Below are 21291 nucleotides of genomic sequence, written 5' to 3' on the forward strand. Positions count from 1 at the left end.
TTACCCGCAAGTAATGGCTTTTGTTGAGTCCGGCCGGGGGTCATAGAGTGGAACAACAAAGCGACGCAATGGAGAATACCGTGACTGCGCTGGAACCGTCCCCGGAAGCTGTAACCGGGGACAACGAACCTGCCGCCAAGCAGATCCCGCCCGCGGCTGTGGCCCGGATGACCCTCTATTTGCGCGCGCTCAACTCTTTGCTGGCCGAGGGCGTGGAGCGGGTGTCGTCGGAGGCGCTGGCGGAGGCCTCAGGGGTCAGTTCGTCCACGCTCCGCAAGGACCTTTCCTACGCGGGGTCTTATGGGACACGCGGTGTCGGCTACGAAGTCCAATACCTTAGCCGCCACATTGCGGCCGCTCTGGGCCTGACCCATGACTGGAAGGTCGCCATTGTTGGCGCCGGTAACCTCGGCAAAGCCCTGGCCAGGTATGGCGGGTTCGAGTCCCGGGGCTTCGACGTTGTAGCTATTTTCGACGCCGACCCCATGGTGATCGGCAATGAAGTTGGCTGGCTGCGTGTCAGTGACTCCGCCGAACTTGAGCGGGTCCTGGAGCGTACCCACACCAACATGGTGGTGCTGGCGCTGCCGGCGACCGTGGCACAGGCTGTGTGCGACCGCGTCATTGCCGCCGGCATCCGGAGCATCCTCAGCTTCGCGCCGGTGCTGTTGCAGGTCCCTCCGCACGTGAACCTCCGCAAAGTGGATATGGCCACGGAACTGCAGATTTTGGCCTATCACGCACAACGGGCGCAGACACCGGGCCACGCTGTATAGCCTTCGCCGGGTCCGCGCCCGCAGGGTTTTCTAAGGCTGCGTCTTTAGCGGCCGTAGGGGTTCTGGTACGTGTTGCCGAACGGCTGCGCCTTGCGGAAATAAGGGGCCGACGCCGGCAGGTACAGCATGACGATCGCCGCAACACCCAGCAGGATCACGATGAGCTGCAAGATGCCGTAGGTGGCGCCGAACTGGAACAGGCTGGTGAGGCCCAGGACGGAGATCGCCGCGAAGACGGTGCCGAGGATCCTGGCCCAGTTCTTGCCCTTGCGGACGGGGAAAGCGACCAGTGCGTAGAGGCCAAGGCCCACGATTGCTCCGACGATGGCGCTCACACCGATCACGCCCCGCATGCCTTCCAGGGACCCTTCGGGAAGCTCAGTGCCTTGCTGGCCCGCCTGCTGGTTCATGGCGTTGATAAAGGCGTCAGCACCGGTGGTAGCCAGCAGCAGCGAGCTGATCGCGGAGAGAATGCCTGCCGCAATGATCATCCAGAAGGCGTAGTTGACCATGGGCGGCACGGCGGTGGGGCCGGGCTGCTGGCTGGGCCAGCTGGTGTCCTGCCCGTACTGCGGTGCGGCAGGAGCCTGGCCATAGGGAGAAGACTGTTGGCCGTACTGCGGTGCTGCCGGGCTCTGCTGGCCGTACTGGGGCGCGGAAGGCTGCCCGTACTGCGGTGCTGCAGGGCTCTGCTGGCCGTATTGGGGCGCGGACGGAGCGGCGGGCTGGGTGTCCGGCTGCTGGGGCTGGTTGGCATCGCCCGGGTTTGACGGCGGGTACGGAGGGTTGCTCATGGCATTCCTTTGCTTGTTCGACTGCTGGTGCGGCCGCCGGGATCAGCAAAATGACCCTGCCCCCAGCGTGGTTCTGCTTCCACCGTACCTTCCGGCTCTGACGCTGAAGGTGATCCCACGCAGGTATTTCCAGCGGACGGCAAAAATCATCATGTTGGCTTACGCCTTCATGATGAAGGCCGCGCATGATGAAGGCCGCGGCGATCCGGAGGATTTACCGCGGCCTTCTGCTCCAGGTAGCCGTTCAGCGAACGACGACGGCAGTTGCGTCAGCGCTATGCGTGACCCTTGACTGCCTTGAACCAGAGTTGGGAATTGGGGAGCCACATCAGCACCACGGCTACCGCGCTGACGAGGAAGCCGAACCAGTTGCTGCCGAGGCCTGTACTGGACCCTCCGGCGCTGGCGGCACTGAAGATGGTGAGCAGCAAGGAGATGACGGCCACGACGGTCAATGCCAGGCGGGCCCACTCTTTTCCTTCCTTCATCTTCATGGCCAGAATTACCTGCGCAGCGGCCACGGCGAGGGAGAGAATGAGGATGATCAGCAGGATCGCGGCAACTCCGGGGGCGAACGCGAAGAGGGCGATGATCGCGAAGAACCCAATGAGTCCAAACAGCAGGCCCAGGAGCCCGGAGATCACCCAGATGAAGTAGGAAACCTTCAGCTCGGTGGGAAGGCCCTGGGTCTTGAACATTCCCGAGAAGCCGCCCTGGGGCATGACGTCGTTGAAGTTGCGGGGACCGTCGGTTGGCATTTCGAAGTGGAATCCGGGCTGCCCGGGACCGGGTTGCCCTGGACCCGCGGGGGGTGGGCCGGCCTGTCCTTGGTTGGGCTGTGAATACTGCCCGGGTTGCGACGGCGGCTGGTAACCCTGGGGTGGCTGGTAGCCCTGCGGAGGCTGGTAACCCGCAGGAGGAACATTGCCCGGCTGCGGAGGCTGGGAGCCGGGCTGCTGTGGCTGTGGTGCTTCGTCTGGGGTACTCATGGCATCACTGTAGACCGCAGGTTGAAGGTTGCATAGGAACTTCGCAGCCAACTCGCAGCTGAATACAGGCTTTTTGCCGAACAATTGCGGGGTGACTTCCGGATATGCGAAACGGCGCCACCCACAGCCGGCCAAAGGCGGGGACTGTGGGTGGCGCCGTCGTGGTGGAACCGTGCGGAAAGCCCGAAGACTATGCAGCTGCCGGTGCGATGAATGCGAGTTCCAGGTTGATGACCACCTTGTCGCTGACCAGGACGCCACCGGCTTCGAGGACTGCGTTCCAGGTGAGGCCGAAGTCCTTGCGGCTGATGGTGGTTTCGCCGGAGACGCCGGCGCGGGTGTTACCGAAGGGGTCCACTGCTACGCCGTTGAATTCGGTTTCGATGGAGACCTCCTTGGTGACGCCCTTGATTGTGAGATCGCCCACGAGGTCGAAGCTGTTTCCGTTGGCCTTGACGTGGCGGGAAACGAAGGTGATCTCGGGGAACTTCTCGACGTCGAAGAAGTCTTCGCCCTTGACGTGGCCGTCGCGGTTGACATCGCCGGAGTCGAAGCTGGCGGTCTGGATGGTGGCGGTGACCTTGGAGTCGGCCAGGGTTTCGCCGACCTCGAGGGTGGCCGATGCGTCCTTGAACTGGCCGCGGACCTTGCTGATGCCTGCGTGACGGACGGTGAAGCCGATCTCGCTGTGGGAAGCGTCGAGGGTCCAGGTGCCGGTGGTGACGGAAGCGGGGAGAGTCATCATGGTGTTGCTCCTATATCGATTGGTAGGTACTGCGTGCTTGCCCGGTCTGGTCGATTGCTTGAAACGTCAACCGAGCTTCGTGTCCAGTATAAACATGCATATGCATCTTTTATTCCAACTCCGGGGAACATTTCGGAAAAACTTTGAGTTCTACTAGCGGTAGAAGATTTCGGATCGCCCCGCTTCTTTGAGAAACTGGTAAACATGCCCCAAGCAACTGTCCACCTGCTTCGCCATGGCGAGGTCCATAATCCCGACGGCGTCCTGTACGGTCGCCTGCCGGAATTCCACCTCTCCGAACGTGGCCGGGAGATGGCCCGGATGTTGGCCGACCACTTTGTGGCGCGCGCCGGCCAGGGTGCCAAGATCGTCCACTTGGTGGCCTCGCCGCTTACCCGTGCGCAGGAAACGGCCATGCCTACTTCAGAGGCGTTGGACCTGGAGATCACTACCGAGCCGCGCATCATCGAGGCAGAGAACCACTTCGAGGGACTGCACCCCACCAAGAGTGAGTTCCTGAAGCCCAAGCACTGGGTCTACTTCCGCAATCCACTGCGTCCTTCCTGGGGCGAGCCGTACAAACAGCAAGCGGCGCGGATGCTGGCTGCCGTTGAGGACGCCAGGGCCAAGGCAATTGAACTGGGCGGTGATGGCGCCGAAGCCATCCTGGTGAGCCACCAGCTCCCTATTTGGTCCACCCGGTTGACCGCAGAAGGGCGCCGACTGGCCCACGACCCCCGCAAGCGCGAGTGCACCCTTACCTCCCTGACGTCGTTGACCCTGGACGGGAACGGAAAGATCGTGCGGGTCGAGTACACCGAACCTGCTGCCGTCCTGCTTCCCGGCGCGGCCAGCACCCCGGGGGCATAAACAATGGACAACAACCTTTCACGCCGTGGCGCGTTGGCTGCCGGCGGCGTCCTCCTCGCAGGACTGACCATGGGCCTGTCCGCGTGCGCGCAGGAGGATTCCCTTGCCAAGCAGGCCAAAGCCGGCGACAACAAGAACTACGTGGCCGGCGACGGCTCGGTGACGGAGTTCGCCAAGGCTGACCGTGCCGCACCCGTGGCCCTCAAAGGCACCCTCTTTAACGGCCAAGCGGTAAAGCCCGAGGATCTCCAAGGCAAAGTCACCGTCCTGAACTTCTGGTTTGCCGCCTGCGCTCCGTGCCGCATCGAAGCTCCCCAGCTTGAGGCCCTCCACCAGGACTTCAAGGACCAGGGAGTCCAGTTCTTCGGCGTCAACCTCCGCGATGAACAAGCCACGGCTGAAGCGTTCGACAAGACCTTCAACATCACCTACCCGAGCTTCAACGACAAGGACGGGGCAGTGCTGCTGTCCGTATCCGGCATTGTGCCCCCGGGCGCGGTACCCACCACCCTTGTCCTGGACAAGGAAGGCAAGGTTGCCTCCCGCGTACTCGGGGAGATTGAGAAGAGCACCTTGAAAGCCCTCATCACTTCAGCAGTGGCTGAGTAGCGCCCCATGAACAGTCCCTTCGCCGAGACGATCCTCAACGGATCGCTGCTGCTGGCTGTGCCGGTGGCCTTGCTGGCCGGGCTGGTCTCCTTCCTTTCGCCGTGCGTGCTGCCCCTGGTGCCCGGGTACCTTGGCTACGTCACCGGACTCACCGGCGTCGACCTCCAAAAGCAGCGGCGTGGCCGCATGCTCGCCGGTATCGGGTTGTTCGTCCTTGGTTTCTCGGTGATTTTTGTCCTCCTGGGCGGCGCGTTCGGGCAGTTGGGTACCTTGCTGACCGGTCCGCAGAATGCCTGGATAACCCAACTGCTGGGCATCCTGGTGATCATCATGGGCATAGTGTTCATGGGTGGCTTCGGCTGGCTGCAGCGTGATGCGAAGATCCATGCCAAGCCTCCGGCCGGACTGTGGGGTGCACCGCTCCTGGGGCTGACCTTCGGCCTGGGTTGGGCGCCCTGCATTGGCCCGACGTACTCCGCGGTACAGTTGCTGAGCCTGTCCGGTGGTTCATCGGCGGCAAAGGGTGCGCTCCTGGCCTTCGTCTACAGCCTCGGATTGGGCATCCCGTTCCTCCTGATCGCCCTGGCCGTCCGCCGTGGCATGGGAGTCATGTCCTTCTTCCGGAAGCATCGGCTGGCCATCCAGCGGATTGGCGGGGGCATCCTGATTTTGCTCGGCATCCTGATGGCCACCGGCGTGTGGGGAACCTGGGTGACCGAGTTGCAGTACTGGTTCCAAAACGATGTGAAGTTGCCAATCTGATGAGCGAGTCCGTGAAAGCCAAGAAGAAGTCACCGTCCGCTGAAAGCGCCACTGGGAACGCAGCGGATGGCAAGCTCCAGCAGGCCAAGTCCGAGGCAGCCCTGCCCGCCCTCGGGTTCAAAGACATGCTCCGGTGGGCATGGACCCAGCTGACCAGCATGCGCACTGCGTTGTTCCTGCTGCTCCTGCTTGCAGTCGGCGCGGTCCCGGGGTCCCTGTTCCCGCAGCGGCCCGCGAATCCGTCCCTCGTGACACAACGCATCAGCGAGAATCCGACCATGGGCCAGATCCTGGATGCCCTCCAGATGTACGACGTCTACTCGTCCGCTTGGTTCTCCGCCATCTATATCCTGCTGTTCATCTCCCTGATCGGCTGTGTCACTCCCCGCGCAATTGCCCACTACAAGGCCATGAAGTCCCAGCCGCCGCGCACCCCCAAGCGCCTTTCGCGCCTGCCGGAGTACGGCACACTGGCGCTGCCCGCCGACGCCGGGATCCCGGCGTCGAAGGCCATCAACGATGCCGCCGGGCTGCTCAAGAAGCGCGGCTACCGCGTTGAAGTCAGGGACGTCGACGGCGCCCTGCCGTCCTTGGGTGCCGAGCGCGGCTTCCTGAAGGAAGTGGGCAACCTGGTGTTCCACACTTCGTTGATCGGAGTGCTGGTGTCCGTGGCCATCGGTGGTCTCTTCGGGTATAGCGGCCAGCGCATCTTGGTTGAGGGCGACACCTTCGTCAACACCTTGGTGGGCTACGACCAATTCACGCCGGGCACCAACTTCCAAAGCAGCGCGCTGCAGCCGTACTCCGTCCAATTGGATAAGTTCGAGGCCACGTTCGACCGCGAATCCCCGGGCAAGGCAGGCCAGCCCATCGATTACACGGCCGAGGTCACTACCAAGGAAACTCCGGATGCGCCGGCCAAGAAGGAAACCCTCAAGGTCAACGACCCCGTATCCCTCGGCGGCACCAGCCTCTACCTGACAGGAAATGGCTACGCCCCCATGGTCACTGTCCGGGACGGTGAAGGCAATGTTTCCTTCCAAGGTCCCGTAACGGCCAAGGTCCAGGGCGACAACTACTACTCGTCGGTGGTCATCAAGGTCCCGGACGCCAAGCCCGAACAACTTGGTTTCGTGGGCTTCTTCCTGCCCACGGCGTTTCTCAGCGAGAACGGCACCTCGTTCAGCGCTTCCCCGGAACTCTTCAACCCCCAGCTGAGCCTGAATTCCTTCTACGGAGACCTCGGCCTGGACAAGGGCGTGCCCCAGAACGTGTTCGAACTGGACGTCAAGGACTTGAAACCGCTCAACGCCCGCAACCTCGATGCTGGCGGCATCACCTTGACGCCTGGGGCTACCGTGGACCTGCCCGAAGGCAAGGGCAGCATCACCTTCGATGGCGTCAAGAAGTACATAGGTATGGATATCCACCACAACCCGGGCCAGCTTTACGCGTTGATCTTCGGCTTACTCGCGGTCGCCGGCCTGATCACGTCGCTCTACATCAACCGCCGCCGCGTCTGGGTCCGCAGCGGAACCCACGCGGACGGCCGCACCATGGTGGAGTACGGCCTGCTGGCCCGCGGTGAAGACCACCGCCTGGCCGGCGAAGCCGCGGCACTTCGCGAGATCTTTGCCCGGGAATGGAATATTCCACAGACGCAGGACACCGCAACAACTACAGCAGGATCTTCCTCAACCTCGAAGGACCAGTAATGCCAGCCATCAACGAAACCCTGGGCCAGTACAGCGAGCTGTTCATGCTGTTGGCCGCCGGAACGTACACCGTGGCGTTCATCGCCTTTGCCTGGGACCTGGCTAAGAGCAGCAAGATGCTCCGCGCCGTGGACCAGAAGGCCGCGGCCAGCAACGCCGACCACAAGGTGACGGTTGCTGCAGGCCGCGTCGCGGGAGGCTTGGGAAGTCCCGACGCCGGTGGGCCGGCAGGTCGTGCCGAGCGTCCGACGTCGGCTCTCACCGCTGAAGGCGGCACCGCCGCCGGCGACATGAAATACGCCGGCGAACGACGCGCCCCTGCCCGCGTGGCCGTGGCGTTGACGGTCCTGGGAGTCCTGATTCACGGCGCGGGCGTGGTCACCCGTGCCTTCGGTGCCGGCCGTGTGCCGTGGGGCAACATGTACGAGTTCCTCACTACCGGTGCCTTTGTTGCCGTTGCCGTGTTCCTGATTGTCCTCATCCGCCGCGACCTGCGCTTCCTGGGCACGTTCGTGATCGGCCTGGCCATCATCATGCTGGTTGCGGCCTCCGTTGCTTTCTGGACCCCGGTGGGTCACCTGGTTCCGGCGCTGCAGAGCTACTGGCTGATCATCCACGTGTCCATCGCCGTGCTGTCCTCAGCACTGTTCACCCTGACGTTCGCAATGTCTGTGTTGCAGTTGATTCAATCGCGCCGTCAGAAGACTTTGGCCGCCGGGCGTGAGGACAAGCTGGCGTTCATGCGCTTGGTCCCGAACGCGCTGAGCCTTGAGAACCTTGCATACCGGATCAACGCCATTGCGTTCATCGGCTGGACCTTCACCCTCATGTTCGGCGCCATCTGGGCCGAGAAGGCCTGGGGTCGCTTCTGGGGCTGGGACCCCAAGGAAGTTTGGACCTTCGTGATCTGGGTGGTCTATGCGGGCTACCTGCACGCGCGGGCCACCCGTGGTTGGACTGGAACCCGTGCAGCGTGGTTGTCAATCATCGGGTATGTCTGCGTCATTCTTAACTTCACGCTGGTGAACACGACGCTAAACGGCCTGCATTCCTACTCCGGGCTCTAAAACCGGGTCCTAAATACGGGCCTGGATCCGAATCCGGCCTTGAGTCCCATTCCGGGCCTGAGCAGGGGCGTTGTCCCAGGCTCGGGCCCGAACCTCTGAGAAACGTCAAAACGGTGCACTAAACAAGCCTTTTTCCTGTCTAAAGCTAGTGCTAACTTGTTCAGAACCCGCTTGTGATGCAGTCCGCCAGCGTTGCGCCGTGTTTCTTTCGAGGTACCCATGAGCTATGTTCTCGCCATTGACGTCGGGACGAGTTTTACCGCTGCAGCCCTTGCCAGGCCCGATCAAGGCACGCCACCGGAAGTCCTGCCGCTGGGTTTGCACGGCAGTGCAGTACCCTCCGTGCTGTTCTACGCCGACGACGGCCGGGTGTTGGTAGGCGAGGCAGCTGAACGTCGGGGTCTGGACGATCCCCACCACATGGTGCGTGAATTCAAGCGCAGGATCGGGGATTCCGTTCCCCTCGCTGTTGGCGAGAGATGGCTTACGGCCGAGGACGTGTACGCCACCATGGCCGGTTGGGTGGTGGACAGGGCGCGGGAGCGTGAGGGTTCGGAACCGTCGTCGATCATCATGACGCACCCCGCCGCCTGGGGCGCGCATCGTGTCTCTTCAGTCCTGGCTGCCCTGGACCTGGCGGGCTTGCCGGACATCACCCTGATCAGCGAGCCGGAAGCGGCGGCCCTGCACTACGCCTCCCAGACACGGGTGGAAGATGGCAGCATCATCGCTGTGTACGACCTAGGTGGCGGCACCTTTGACACCGCCATTCTCCGTAAAGCCGGAGCCGGGAACTTTGAGTTGCTGGGCCGTCCCGACGGTATCGAAACCCTTGGCGGGGCTGATTTTGACGCAGCCGTCCTGCGCCACGTCATGGGACACGTGAGCCCTGCGGCGGACATGGATCCGATGACACCGGAAACCCTGGCAGCCCTGGCGCGGCTGCGGCGGGAATGCCGCGAAGCCAAAGAGGCGCTGTCCATGGACAGCGAGTCCAGCGTGGCCGTTTCCCTTCCAGGAACCCAGCAGTCCGTCCGCCTGGTCCGGGCCGAATTCGAAGAACTGATCGAGGCACCCCTCCGGGAAACGGTGGAAGCCTTGGAACGAAGCCTGCAGGGCATCAACGTGGACGCGCAGGATTTGCGTGCCGTACTGCTCATCGGAGGCTCATCCCGCATTCCCTTGGTGGCTGAGATGATTTCGGTCGAACTTGGCCGGCCCATCGCCGTCGACGCCGATCCGAAGTCCTCCATCTGCCTCGGCGCGGCAGTGGCTGCTGCGGGCATGGCGGCTGCGGCGGGCATGGTTGAAGCCACAGGCCAGGCGGCTGCCGTAGTGTCGGCGGCTGCCACAGCGCCGGCGGTGGGGCCGGTACCGTCCGATGACGCGCTGCGCCGGCCGTCGGGGATCATGCGACCGCCGGCTTTGGCCGCCTTGAGGAACGCCTCCAGCTCACCTACCCGGCACACAACATCACGGCCTCGCGTTCGGATGGCTGCGGCAGCCGCAGCAGCTGCGGCGGTGCTGACCATTGCTACAGCCACCGCTGCGCAAAGCCCCGACGCCGGAGGGCTGCTGGCAACGATGTTCGGCAACCAGGCTGCCGATGTCATGCGCGACGGCGGTCCGGCAGCCTCCGGTGGCGGGGGCAGCGGAGCGGGAGCAGGAAGCACCGGTGAGACACCGGTGGTACGTAACCCAGGACCGGGACTTGAAGCCAGCGCCAGGAACGGCGCCACGAGGGCCGGAACGGGGAGGGGACCCGTCCGGCCTGGGACCGGAAGCGCCGGGACGGGCACAGGATCCGCCGGGGGATCGGCCACTGGCAACCCAGCCGGTGCGGGCTCTGGCAACTCACCGGGTGCGGCTACCGGTGGAACGGGCAGCACCGCCACTCCTGCCCCGGGCACCGGAACCCCGGGCGCCGGAACACCCGGCACCGGAACACCCGGAACGGGTACCCCCACCACGGGGACGCCCGGCACTCCGGGAACCGGCACCCCTACGCCCGCACCTACGGGCGGCGCTGCCAGTGGTCCCACCGACCCTCCTCCCACCTCGACTCCCACCACTCCGCCTCCGGTCACTGAACCCAGCATTCCGCCTGCCACACCCACGGACCCGGTCAGCCCGCCGCCTCCACCACCACCTCCACCGCCGTCGCCGGAGCCGACGCTGCCCCAGCCTGAGCCGAGCATCACCCAGGCCCCGCCCCCGGCATCACCGGAGCCCGCGCCGGATCCGGTACCGCCGCCCGCCACAGCCGATCCCGCACCCACGCAGACCGTCCCCGTTGCGGATCCAGCGCTGTTGTCGGCGGTCTAGCCCATGACGGGACATGACCATCAGCCACGGCACTTTCCGCCCGGGCTCCACGATCACCCCCTCATGGATTCCCTCCCCAATGATGAAGTCCCCCCGCACCTGACGGAGTTGTCCGGCGGGTCTGCGATGGTCCGCGAATTGTTGTTGGCCCTGTCCGTGGGGTTCACCCTTCCCTCGCCCCTGCCGGAGCGATTGGAAGCCCATGACGGACTGGAAGGGGTCATCACCGCAGCCAGGGACGCAGGGTTGCTGCTGGCCGACGGTTCAGTGGTGGGTACGGCGCAATACGCCTTGCTCCAAGGGACCCCGACCACCCGCATCCGGGCGCTGCAGAGGGAGCTGGTGGACAAGCACCTCCACGAAGGCCGGCCCTTGGGCGACCTCGCACGGGACCTTGCCAGGAGTGGGCTGCAGGACGCCCGCGTTGCCGCGGAACTTGAAGCGACCGCCAATGATCTCCTCGACAGTGATCCGCGACTTGCCGTGGATCTCTACGCCGAGGCAGTACTCGCAGGAAACAGCAAGCTGGAGAACGCCGCCAAACGGGCCCAGGCGTTGGCCGCCACGGGAGACCTGGACGGTGCCGGAAGGATTGTGGACAGGCTACTTGCCCTGCCGGAGCCACCTGACCTTCGATTGGGGGTGGACGTGGCCGCCGCGGTATGGGCCCAGCGCGGCATGTTGAACCGGAGTGCTGATACCTACAGCTGGCTGGGACCGGACAGGCTGGAGGGGTCTGCGCCGCTGGCCGCTGTGGCCCTGATCGGTTCCGGAAACGTGGTACAAGCCGAAGAGATGCTGGCATCCGGCAGGACTGGGGGGTCCCCGACCCTCCTCGCGGTGGCATTGACCCTCACCCAGGAAGGCCTTCGGCAGACCCTTGGACCCGCGCCCCACCTGGCGCTGCCGGAGCTCATCAGGGCGTCGGACATGATGAATGCCTCAGCCGCCGCTATTCCCTTGCCGGAGACTCCGGGTGCTTTGGCCGCTCTGTGCGCCCTCCACAGCGGGGAACCTGCGGTGGCGGACAACGTGCTCCGGGCCGCCTTGGCCGCGGGCCAGGGCGGGGTTGTCGCGCGTCCACGGCTGTTCCTCCTGCAGGCATGGTCCGCCATGCAGCAGGACAACGCCGACGAGGCACGATTGGCCATCAACGAGGCCGTCAAGGCGAACCATTGGCCCTTGGCGCCCCGCGATGAGCTGCTGCTGGCAGCGCTGGAAGTGGGGTTGGCACGGCGGGGCACCGAAGTGCACGGGCTGGTCCTGGCTTGGGACAGGGCCCGGGAAGCCATGATGCACGTATCGGTGGACCTGTACAGCCTGCTGCCATGGGGCGAGCTGATGATTTCCGCCGCGCGGTTGAGGGAGGCCCACCGGGTCTCACACTATTTGGATGGTGCGTGGGAACTCCTGAGGAGGCTGGGAAATCCGCCGCTGTGGTCGGTGCCGTTGCATTGGGCGGCGGTCCAGGCTGCGCTGCTGAGCGAAAGTCCCACGGATCTCGCGCCGCACGCTGCTGCGCTGGTCCGGGCTTCCGAACACAGCCACCTGGCCTCTGTTCTGGCCGCTGGGGGTAAAGCGTGGGTTTCGGTGCTGGCCGGCCGGTTTGAAGCGCCCGACGTCGAAGCGGCGGCCCGCGGGTTGGCCGCCGTCGGGATGCCCTGGGAAGGGGCCAGGCTGGCCGGCCATGCTGCGGCGCACGCAGAGGAGCGCCGCGATATGGTGCGGTTGCTGGCCTGTGCCAGGGACCTCCATCCCCAGGGCGTCCAGTCGGGTGGGAGCAGCGAGCAGGCGGATGAACTCCACCGTGACGTTGCGGGAACCACCGTTCCGGACCCCATCAACCAAGGGGATGCTTCAGGGCTCAGTGCCAGGGAACGTGAAGTGGCGCGGCTTCTCCTGGAAGGGAAGACCTACCGGGAAATCGGTGAAGCCATCTACATTTCACCACGCACGGCAGAGCACCATGTGGCACGCATGCGGCGACGCCTCGGGGCAGAAAACCGCTCGGAACTCCTGGTCCGTCTGCGCCTGGCATTGGGGGAGGGGTACCCGCCTCCCTGACCGGCAACCCCCTCAACCCCCTAACGGGAATCACCGCAATCCCCTAACGGTGTTGCCGGCAGTAGGGGGACCACCCCCGATTCCCCGTTCCCCGCCCCGGTCATAGCTTGAAGGGGAGCCCGGCAAAGGCGCCGGGCCATTCACCACCCATCACAGAATTTGAGGGAGCACTCCAATGCCAACACTCGCACAACAGCTCGTGCAGTTCCTGATGAGCCTGTTCAACGATCCCGACGCCGCAGAGGACTTTGTCCGGGATCCCGAAGCAGCACTTGCCGCTGCGGGCCTCCGTGACGTTTCATCCGCCGACGTCGACGCTGTTCGTCCCGTAGTCCTGGACTACGCACCCATCAACGCCCGTTCATCGTTCGACCGCGAATACAACACCGGCGGCAACCACGCCTCCACGGGCGGTGGCAGCTGGGGCGGCCAGCACGACGACGATGACGATCACGGCGGTAGCGGTGGCGGTGGTGGCTGGGGTGGCCATGACGACGACGATGACGATCACGGCGGTAGCGGTAGCGGTGGCGGTGGTGGCTGGGGTGGCCATGACGACGACGATGACGATCACGGTCACGGCGGTGGCGGCGGCGGTGGTGGCTGGGGCGGCCATGACGACGATGATGAGGACCACGGCCACGGCGGTGGCGGCGGCGGTGGCCATGAGGACCACGACGACCATGCCCATGCCGTTCAGCAGCTGGTCCACGTGGTGAACAACTACTCCTACACCACCACCATTGATGACCGCGACACTATTGTGGACCAATCGGTCAACCAGAACATCTGGGCCGACGGCGACGTCACGCAGCTCTTCAACCAGGACGCCGTTACGGCATCGGGCGACGGTGCCATTGCAGCCGGTGACGACGTCAGCCATTCCGGCAACACCACCACCACGACTACAACCACCAATACCGACGATCATTCGACCGACAACTCAATGACCATCAACGAGTCCGGCCCCGGGGACGTTGAGGTGGGCAACACGGACATCGAGGTCAAGGATTCCTTCAACGACAATTCGGACAACTCGGTGACCAAGGACTCCTACAACACCGATGTTGATGTTGACGTGGAGATCGAGGACTCCTTCAACGAGGACAACTCCACCCACACGGACAACTCGAACAACTCGGTCAACGTCTCGGATTCCTTCAATGACAACTCCACGGACGTGGACGTGGATGTTGAGGACGTCCAGCTCATCAACGACTCCGTGGTGGTCCAGGACAACGAGCTGGATCTTGAGTACTCGCCGGACAACTCCACCACGGTGAACGTGGAGGACGTCCAGGTCAACTACGACTCCACCGTGATCCAGGACAACGAGTTGGATGTTGAATACACCAACATCGAGGACAACGTGGTGGTTGCGGACAACGAACTCGAGTTCGACAACTCCACCAACCTGGAGGTCGAAGACGTGGACGTGGAGTACAACGAGATCACGGATTCCATTGTCGTAGCGGACAACGACGTAGAAATCGACTAGCTCCGAAGATCCAGACACCGCAGCGAAGACTGCGACGCGAAGTACCCCCAGCAGTGCCCGGCAGACAGTTCACCGTCTGCCGGGCACTTCGTGGCCTCACAAGGCAGCACCGGAACAGAACGAACAAAGGACCTACGGTGACCGAAGCAGCACGGATGACCACGTTGGTGGAGCAGGCCATGGCGCTGGTGGGGGATCGGAACGATCTTCGACGCCGGCTGGAAAGCACCCGCGACCGCCTCAAGGATCCCAGCGTCCGGGTGATCGTCGTCGGAGAGTTCAAGCAGGGCAAGAGCCAACTGATCAACGCCCTGGTCAATGCCCCTGTGTGCCCGGTAGATGACGACATTGCCACCACTGTGCCTACCGTGGTGCGGCAGGGGGACCCGGCGTCGGCCGTTGTCCTGGTTTCCGCTGCGGAGGATGACCCGTCGGAGCCCGCCAGCGAAGTGGCTGGACATGAGGGAACCCTTGAACGCCGGCCCGTTCCGCTGGACCACCTGGCCCACTATGTCTCCGAGAAGGGGAACCCCGGCAACGCGAAGCACATTGTGGCAGCGGAAGTTGCCTTGCCCAGGAAACTGCTGGCCGGTGGGCTGACGGTAGTGGATTCGCCCGGGGTCGGCGGGCTCGGGTCAACGCACACACTGACAACGCTGACGGCGCTTCCCTCGGCGCATGCCGTGGTGTTCGTCTCCGATGCGTCCCAGGAATACACCGAACCGGAGATGCGCTTCCTGGGCCAGGCCATGCGCATCAGCCCCAACGTGGTGTGCGTGCTGTCCAAGACCGACCTCTATCCCAGCTGGCGGCAGATCGCGGACCTTGACCGCAAACACCTGGCCGAGGTGGGACCGGACATTCCCCTGTTCCCGGTTTCGTCCGAGCTGCGCCTCCAGGCAGCACGGCTGCAGGATACGGAATTGAACGCCGAATCAGGATTTCCGGATCTGATCCAGCACCTGAAGTACAACATCGTGGGGGAGGCCGCGGCCATCCAACGGCGTTCAGTCGGGCATGATCTTTTGTCCGTTGCGGAAAACCTGAGGCTCGCCCTGCAATCGGAGCTCGGTGCCTTGGAGAATCCCGAAGGAACGCCGCAGATGATTGCCGGCCTGAACGCGGCCAAGGAGGACGCCGACGCGTTGCGCAAGCGGTCCGCCCGCTGGCAGATCACCCTCAACGATGGGATCGGGGACCTTATCGCCGACATGGAGTACGACCTGAAGGACAGGCTGCGCCGGATACAGCGCGAAGCCGAATCAGCCATTGACCAAGGGGATCCCGGACCCGCTTGGGAGCACTTCACCCAGTGGCTGGAACAGAGCACCGCCGCTGCCGTCTCGGATACGTTTGTCTGGACCAGCGAGCGGGCCCAGTGGCTGGCCAGCCAGGTTGCGGATCACTTTTCCGAAGAAGAGGTGGCCCTGCCGGCCTTGAAAGTAGCCGATACCGGTGGGGTCCTGGACCCCGTCGCCGGGATCCAGGACATGGACAAGGGCGGGCTTGGGCCCCTCCAGAAGGTTTTGATCGGCATGCGGGGTTCCTATGGAGGTGTACTGATGTTTGGCCTCCTGACAGGCATCTTCGGGATGGCCCTCATTAACCCGCTCTCCGTTGGGGCCGGACTCCTGCTGGGGCGCAAGGCGTACCGGGAAGACAAAGCCGCCCGGCTGAAACAACGGCAAGCAGAGGCCAAGATCCTGGTCAGGAAGCACGTGGACGATGTGGTGTTCCAAGTGGGTAAACAGCTCAAGGACAGGCTGCGGCTGGTCCAGCGCGCCACCCGGGACCACTTCACCGAGATCGCCGAAGAACACCATCGTTCCCTGGCCGAATCCGTTGCAGCCGCGCAAAAAGCCGCCGCCATTTACGCAGCGGAGCGGGACATGAGGATCAAGGAGATCCGGAACCACATCAAGGCCCTGGACACCCTGGCACAGCAAGCGCAGCAACTGCAGGAAAAGCAGCCAACGCAGGAAAAGCAGCCGGCGCCGGAAAAGCAGCCGGCGCAGCATATGCAACCAACCGGGCCCTCCACCTCGACGGTCCCCGCCGGCTGATGGAATCCGGAATCGCCGGCGCCTCGGAATTGCTCCGGCACGCACGGGATGTCTTCTGCGATGACACCGCTGCCCTCGCAGTGGTGGACGAGTTGGACCGCAGGCTTCAGGGGCCGCTGCGCATTGCCGTTGCAGGGATGGTCAAGGCCGGGAAATCAACGCTCCTCAATGCGATCATCGGTGAAGAGATTGCCCCGACGGACGCCGGGGAATGCACCCGCGTTGTCACGTGGTACCAATACGGACACGCGCCCAAAATCACGCTCTACCCGTTCAGGGGCGGACCCCGGAACCTTCCGGTGATCCGTGAAGACGGCCGCCTGGTCCTGTCCCTGGGTGAGACGCCGGCCGAGGACGTGGAGCGGCTGGTGGTGGAATGGCCGTCGGCCTCTTTGCGCCCACTCACTTTGATCGACACCCCCGGCATAGCGTCCTTGTCAGAGGATGTCTCCGGGAGATCCACGGCTTTCCTGCTGCCGGAGGACGAACCTACGGCCACGGACGCCGTCATCTATCTCATGCGGCACATGCACGCCTCCGACGTCAGGTTCCTGGAATCCTTCAAGGACACTGCGGCCGGCCGATCCGGGACTGTCAATGCCTTGGCTGTCCTGTCCAGGGCCGACGAGATCGGAGCCGGAAGGATCGATTCCCTGATTTCGGCAGCAGCCATCGCCGACAGGTACAGCCGGGACCAGAACCTCAAACCACTGGCACTGGGAGTGGTGCCCGTGGCCGGTCTGCTGGCACAAAGCTCACGGACCATGCGCCAAGGGGACTGTGACGCCATGATGCTGTTGGCGCACATGGACCGGAACCAGCGGGAACGGATGATGTTGTCCGCAGACCGTTTTGTGCGCGGTACGGGACCGGAGGGATTGCAGCCGTCCATCAAGGCTTCCCTGGTGCAACGGTTCGGGCTGTTCGGGATCCGTTTGGGTGTTGCCCTGATCAGGGGCGGAACCACGGATCCCACGGAGTTGGCCCACGAGCTCGCCCGCCGCAGCGGGCTGGGTATCTTGCTGGACAGCATCAGTTACCTGTTCCAGACCCGCGCCGACGCACTTAAGGCGCGGGCCGTCGTCGTGGGTTTGGAATCATTGGTGCGCGGCGCGCCCCGGGAACGTGCGGCGTCGCTGGAAGCTGCGTTGGAACGGCTTCAAACCGGCGCCCATGAGTTCCGGGAACTGAAACTCCTCGCCGCGCTGCGTACCGGTGGCGTGGGACTGGACGAGGAGCAGGAAGCTGAGGCGGAACGGTTGGTGGGCGGCCGCGGCAGCACTTCCCCGTTGAGGTTGGGCCTGGCGCCGGACGCAGATCCCGGGGAAGTCAGCGAGGCAGCCAGGACCTGCCTGAACCGTTGGCGGCTGATCGCTGAGAATCCCCTGACTGAGTCCTCGGCGCTGGAGGCCTGCCGTGTGGTGATGCGAAGCTGCGAGGGGATGCTGGCTGCTACGCCGGCCGTTCACCGAGCCGTTCGCTGAACTTCTCGCTCAGCAGCCAGACAGTGGTGGAGGGGAAAAACAGCAGGATCACACCCGCTGCAGCAAGAATGAACTGGGCCGCCAACAGCACTGTGGCCAAAACGCCGTCCGCTCCGGGAGCCACCACGAAGTCGGCGGTGATCACGGTCACCACTGCGTGCAGGAGGACCAGGGGAGCCAAGGCCCACCGTGCCCAGACACGGCGTTTGAAAAGCACCGCGAGCAGCACCGCTTCCATGGCCACAACCAGGGCGATCATGGCCAGGCTGCCCAGGAATACGACGGCGGTGGCCCCGTCAACGGCTTGGGCGTCACCGTCGGCAACCATGCCTGAAATGACACCCTTCAGGCGCTCAAAGTGTGCATCACGGTCAAGGAAGCCGAAGACCACCACTGCGATTCCTGCCGCGAAGCCGGCAATCCACAAGGAGCGGGCGAGCCGTGCGATACCGGGTGGCCGGACAGTTGCGGCGATGGGCGGCGGAACGGAAAGGGAGATACCCGGCCGGGGTGGCGGTGGGGGAGGCGCTGATGGCCCGTTGGCTGATGGCGTGGTGGAAGGTGACTGCCGTGAACCATCGGCTTGTTGGGCCATATTTACCTACTTCAGCTCGTCGGTGTCATGGGGATCCGGCTCGCTGCGCTTGGCATCGCCAGGCTTGAAACCGTTGCCCGTTGCCTCACCGGAGCCATCGGAAGGCTTGTCGCCGAGATCGCGTTCCTTGGCTTCGAGCTCGGCCTTGAGCTTCTTCAGGCGATCATCCTCGGCCTGGTTGCGGCGGCGGGTTTCCAGGTTGCGGAGGAATTCGGGGTCGTCGTCCGGTGCTGTGGGATAGCGGCGAACGGTTTTGGCGGTGGGCTTGCCATAGGGCCGGCCAAAGATGAACCAGAGAACTGCACCCAGCAACGGCAGGACGATCATCACGATGATCCACGCGGGTTTGGAAATACCGCGTGTTTGGTGTTTGTCCGTGCGGATAACATCCACCAGGGCATAGACGAAGATGACCAGGACAACGACGACGCCTACAACGCGGAGCATGCACCAAGTCTAGTCGCCGGAAGCCATTCGCTGGACGCCCTCTTTTGCCCGTGACCAGAGTGCAACCATTGGGGCGGCTAAACTTGGATGGTGGCTTTCCTGAAGTATTCCCTCATTCGTCTGGCGCTGTTCGTGCCGTTGCTCGTGCTCTTCTACTTTTTGGGGGTCGGACTGATCCCGGCGGTGATCTTCGCTGGCTTGATGGCGTTTGCCATCAGCTATTTGTTCTTCCAGAAACAGCGCGACGCCGCCACGGCAGCCATGCGCGAACGTTTCTCCGGGAGGGCCAAGCCCATCAGGACGGCGGGCGAGGTTGAGGACGCCGAAGCGGAAGATGGCCTGGTGGAAAAGAACCCGGACATCGCCGTGAACAACGACAAACGCCCGGGTTCCCTCTAAAACCCTAGAAGCCGCGGCTCAGGATCAGACCCAGCGAGAACAGCAGGCTGTATCCGAGGTTGATCATGCCGGTCTGCTTGAGGACGGGGATGAGGCTCTTGCGCTTCTTCCCGTTCACCATCAACCAGGCCGGCATCAAGCATGCCGGGATCAGCAGCAGGACGATCAGCATCCACGGTTTGGTGGGGGCCAGGACGATGACCAGCAGGATGGCGACGGCCAGCATCAACACGTAGCTTTCACGGGCGTGCCGGTCCCCAAGACGCACCGCCAGGGTCCGCTTTCCCGCAGCAGTATCCGTGGGAATGTCCCTGACGTTGTTGGCCATCAGCAGGGCGCATGCGATGAGCCCCGTACCAATCGCACCGATCACCGCGGCCAGGCTGACCTGGCCGGCCTGGGTGTAGGTGGTGCCGAGCGTGGCTACAAGGCCAAAGAATACGAACACGAAAACGTCGCCCAATCCCATGTAACCGTAGGGATTCTTGCCACCGGTGTAGCCCCAGGCCGCCAGGACGCAGCCGATGCCCACCAGGATCAGCCACCACGCCTGGGTAATGATGACCAGGATCAAGCCGCATATCATCGCGGCGCCGAACAGTCCGAACGCTGCCCACTTCACTTGCTCAGGCAACGCAGCCCCGGATCCCACAAGGCGCAGTGGGCCTACCCGGTCTTCATCGGTGCCGCGGATGCCATCGGAGTAGTCATTGGCGTAGTTGACGCCGATCTGGAGCAGCAGCGCGACGAGCGCAGCCAGGATCGCGTTGGGCAGCCGGAACGCATGGAGCTCGTACGCCGCTGCCGAACCGATCAGGACGGGCGCGATCGCCGCGGGCAGTGTGCGGAGCCGGGCTCCTTGGATCCATTGTGCAGCTGTCGCCACGTGTAGTACCTCGTGTATTTCGCGGTTGTCTTGAGTCGGTTCGGGGAGGGAAGAACGTGTCTATTGTCCCTGATGCAGTTCGGAAAGCTGTTCAATCATGGCCAGCCTGTCCGGTTTTCCGTTGGGGAGCATGAGCAACTCCTTCTCCGCCAGGACCGTCTTGGGCGCCAGAACGCCCAGTGCTGCCTCGCGCCGGGACGTGAAGCCTTTGATGCCTTCGGGGGTGGGATCCGACACCGCCACGTAAGCTGCCACGGCCTGCCCCCACTCGCGCGACGGGACGCCGGTCACGAAAGCCGCGGTGACGCCGTCGAGCTCTTCCAGCTTGCCTTGGATGTAGGCCGCGGAGGCCTTGACGCCTCCGGTGATGATCACGTCGTCGGCACGGCCCAGGACAGTGAGCTTGCCGTCGTCGGACAGCTCCCCGAGGTCGCCGGTGACGTACCAGCGGACGCCGTCCTCCTCGAAGAAGGCTGCTTTGGAAGCCCGGGCCGCATCGAGGTAACCGGCAGCAACGGTGTCGCCGCCGAGCAGGATGCGTCCTTCCAGATCACCTTCGCCGATCCGGACCTCGACGCCGTCCAGCGGCTCGCCGTCGTACACGCACCCGCCGCAGGTCTCGGCTGAGCCGTAGGTGGTCACCACCTTGAGTCCCTGGGCGTGCGCGGCGACGAGGAGATCGGGGGAGGCGGGAGCGCCGCCGAGCAGGATTGCGTTGAAGCGGCGCAGGACGGCAAGGGTTTCCGGCGTGGGAGAGTCCAGGAGGCGCTGCAGTTGCGTGGGTACCAAGGAGGTGAAGCGGATCTTGTCCGTGAGTTCCTCAGCGGCAGCGGTAAAGGCCTCCGGTGTGAAGCCGTTGGACTGGTCCATCACCCACGGGCGCGTGCCTGCATAGAGCGAGCGGACCAGCACCTGGACACCGGCCACGTACTGCAGGGGGAGCGCCAGCAACCACTGGCCTTCACCGCGCAGGGCCATGGCAGTAGAGACCGAGGATGCTGCGAGGGCGTCGATGGTCAGGATGGTGGCCTTGGGCGTCCCGGTGGAACCGGAGGTGCGCACCACCACTGCCGCGTCCTCGACGCCGGTCTCCACCGGCACCGCTTGGGGCGCGCCGCTTTCATCCAGGACGATTTCGACGGCGGGACCCTCGCCGTGGAGGGCGGCCATCAGGGCTTTGAGTACGGGATCAATGTCCACAGG

19 protein-coding genes are annotated in these 21291 nt (G+C 64.1%); 12 read left to right on the forward strand and 7 right to left on the reverse strand.

From position 1 onward, the window contains the following. The first annotated feature begins 68 nt into the window (after positions 1-68). On the forward strand, positions 69-776 hold the full coding sequence (locus tag AC6JA3_RS04875; RefSeq protein ID WP_431768457.1) for a redox-sensing transcriptional repressor Rex: 708 nt from the start codon (positions 69-71) through the stop codon (positions 774-776). Between the two features lie 44 nt (positions 777-820). On the opposite strand, the gene AC6JA3_RS04880 is transcribed toward AC6JA3_RS04875, so the two are convergent. The 3 genes from AC6JA3_RS04880 to AC6JA3_RS04890 all read right to left on the reverse strand — a co-directional run bounded on the left by AC6JA3_RS04880 (position 821) and on the right by AC6JA3_RS04890 (position 3301). Beyond that, positions 821-1570, reverse strand: a complete 750-nt coding sequence (locus AC6JA3_RS04880) for a hypothetical protein (RefSeq protein WP_026546510.1) — start codon at positions 1568-1570, stop codon at positions 821-823. A 275-nt stretch (positions 1571-1845) separates the two neighbouring features. Next, entirely contained in the window at positions 1846-2559 is a 714-nt protein-coding gene (locus AC6JA3_RS04885; protein WP_081733343.1) for a hypothetical protein, read from the reverse strand. A gap of 190 nt (positions 2560-2749) precedes the next feature. Further along, positions 2750-3301 (reverse strand): YceI family protein, encoded by a 552-nt coding sequence (locus AC6JA3_RS04890; protein ID WP_026541313.1) that lies wholly within the window; start codon positions 3299-3301, stop codon positions 2750-2752. A gap of 207 nt (positions 3302-3508) precedes the next feature. Between AC6JA3_RS04890 and AC6JA3_RS04895 the strand changes: the two genes are divergently transcribed. The 10 genes from AC6JA3_RS04895 (at position 3509) to AC6JA3_RS04940 (ending at position 17761) form a co-directional block, all read left to right on the forward strand. Beyond that, positions 3509-4174, forward strand: coding sequence for a histidine phosphatase family protein (locus tag AC6JA3_RS04895; RefSeq protein ID WP_026546509.1), 666 nt, complete (start codon positions 3509-3511; stop codon positions 4172-4174). Between the two features lie 3 nt (positions 4175-4177). Continuing rightward, complete coding sequence (locus AC6JA3_RS04900; RefSeq protein ID WP_347782720.1) at positions 4178-4783, forward strand: TlpA family protein disulfide reductase; 606 nt, start codon at positions 4178-4180, stop codon at positions 4781-4783. Positions 4784-4789: 6 nt separating this feature from the next. Beyond that, on the forward strand, positions 4790-5545 hold the full coding sequence (locus AC6JA3_RS04905; RefSeq protein ID WP_026541310.1) for a cytochrome c biogenesis CcdA family protein: 756 nt from the start codon (positions 4790-4792) through the stop codon (positions 5543-5545). After that, entirely contained in the window at positions 5545-7260 is a 1716-nt protein-coding gene (resB, locus tag AC6JA3_RS04910) for a cytochrome c biogenesis protein ResB (RefSeq protein ID WP_347782721.1), read from the forward strand. The genes AC6JA3_RS04905 and resB overlap by 1 nt, the downstream gene beginning before the upstream one ends. Then, positions 7260-8327, forward strand: coding sequence for a c-type cytochrome biogenesis protein CcsB (gene ccsB, locus AC6JA3_RS04915; protein ID WP_347782722.1), 1068 nt, complete (start codon positions 7260-7262; stop codon positions 8325-8327). Before resB ends, ccsB begins: the two co-directional genes overlap by 1 nt. Before the next feature lie 219 nt (positions 8328-8546). Beyond that, complete coding sequence (locus AC6JA3_RS04920) at positions 8547-10652, forward strand: Hsp70 family protein (RefSeq protein ID WP_497919930.1); 2106 nt, start codon at positions 8547-8549, stop codon at positions 10650-10652. A gap of 3 nt (positions 10653-10655) precedes the next feature. Next, positions 10656-12716, forward strand: a complete 2061-nt coding sequence (locus tag AC6JA3_RS04925) for a LuxR C-terminal-related transcriptional regulator (protein WP_347782724.1) — start codon at positions 10656-10658, stop codon at positions 12714-12716. Between the two features lie 175 nt (positions 12717-12891). After that, a complete protein-coding gene (locus tag AC6JA3_RS04930) occupies positions 12892-14214 on the forward strand; it encodes an IniB N-terminal domain-containing protein (protein ID WP_347782725.1) in 1323 nt (440 codons plus the stop codon). A 155-nt stretch (positions 14215-14369) separates the two neighbouring features. Beyond that, a complete protein-coding gene (locus AC6JA3_RS04935) occupies positions 14370-16277 on the forward strand; it encodes a dynamin family protein (protein WP_347783636.1) in 1908 nt (635 codons plus the stop codon). Next, entirely contained in the window at positions 16274-17761 is a 1488-nt protein-coding gene (locus tag AC6JA3_RS04940) for a dynamin family protein (protein WP_347783637.1), read from the forward strand. Before AC6JA3_RS04935 ends, AC6JA3_RS04940 begins: the two co-directional genes overlap by 4 nt. On the opposite strand, the gene AC6JA3_RS04945 is transcribed toward AC6JA3_RS04940, so the two are convergent. Further along, positions 17730-18356 carry a hypothetical protein gene (locus tag AC6JA3_RS04945; RefSeq protein WP_347782726.1) on the reverse strand — a complete coding sequence of 209 codons (627 nt, stop codon included), beginning with the start codon at positions 18354-18356 and terminating at the stop codon, positions 17730-17732. The two genes, AC6JA3_RS04940 and AC6JA3_RS04945, sit on opposite strands and share 32 nt — an antisense overlap. 6 nt (positions 18357-18362) lie before the next feature. Continuing rightward, positions 18363-18803, reverse strand: a complete 441-nt coding sequence (locus AC6JA3_RS04950) for a PLD nuclease N-terminal domain-containing protein (RefSeq protein WP_347782727.1) — start codon at positions 18801-18803, stop codon at positions 18363-18365. 87 nt (positions 18804-18890) lie between these two features. Between AC6JA3_RS04950 and AC6JA3_RS04955 the strand changes: the two genes are divergently transcribed. Then, on the forward strand, positions 18891-19202 hold the full coding sequence (locus AC6JA3_RS04955; RefSeq protein WP_026541300.1) for a DUF4229 domain-containing protein: 312 nt from the start codon (positions 18891-18893) through the stop codon (positions 19200-19202). Positions 19203-19206: 4 nt separating this feature from the next. Here the strand turns inward: AC6JA3_RS04955 and AC6JA3_RS04960 are convergent, their stop codons facing one another. Both AC6JA3_RS04960 and AC6JA3_RS04965 read right to left on the reverse strand, forming a co-directional pair. Beyond that, positions 19207-20088, reverse strand: coding sequence for a 1,4-dihydroxy-2-naphthoate polyprenyltransferase (locus AC6JA3_RS04960; RefSeq protein ID WP_026541299.1), 882 nt, complete (start codon positions 20086-20088; stop codon positions 19207-19209). A gap of 60 nt (positions 20089-20148) precedes the next feature. Next, positions 20149-21288, reverse strand: coding sequence for an AMP-binding protein (locus tag AC6JA3_RS04965; RefSeq protein WP_347782728.1), 1140 nt, complete (start codon positions 21286-21288; stop codon positions 20149-20151). Between the last annotated feature and the right edge of the window lie 3 nt (positions 21289-21291).

The organism is Arthrobacter sp. TmtSoilC79 (assembly GCF_059739405.1).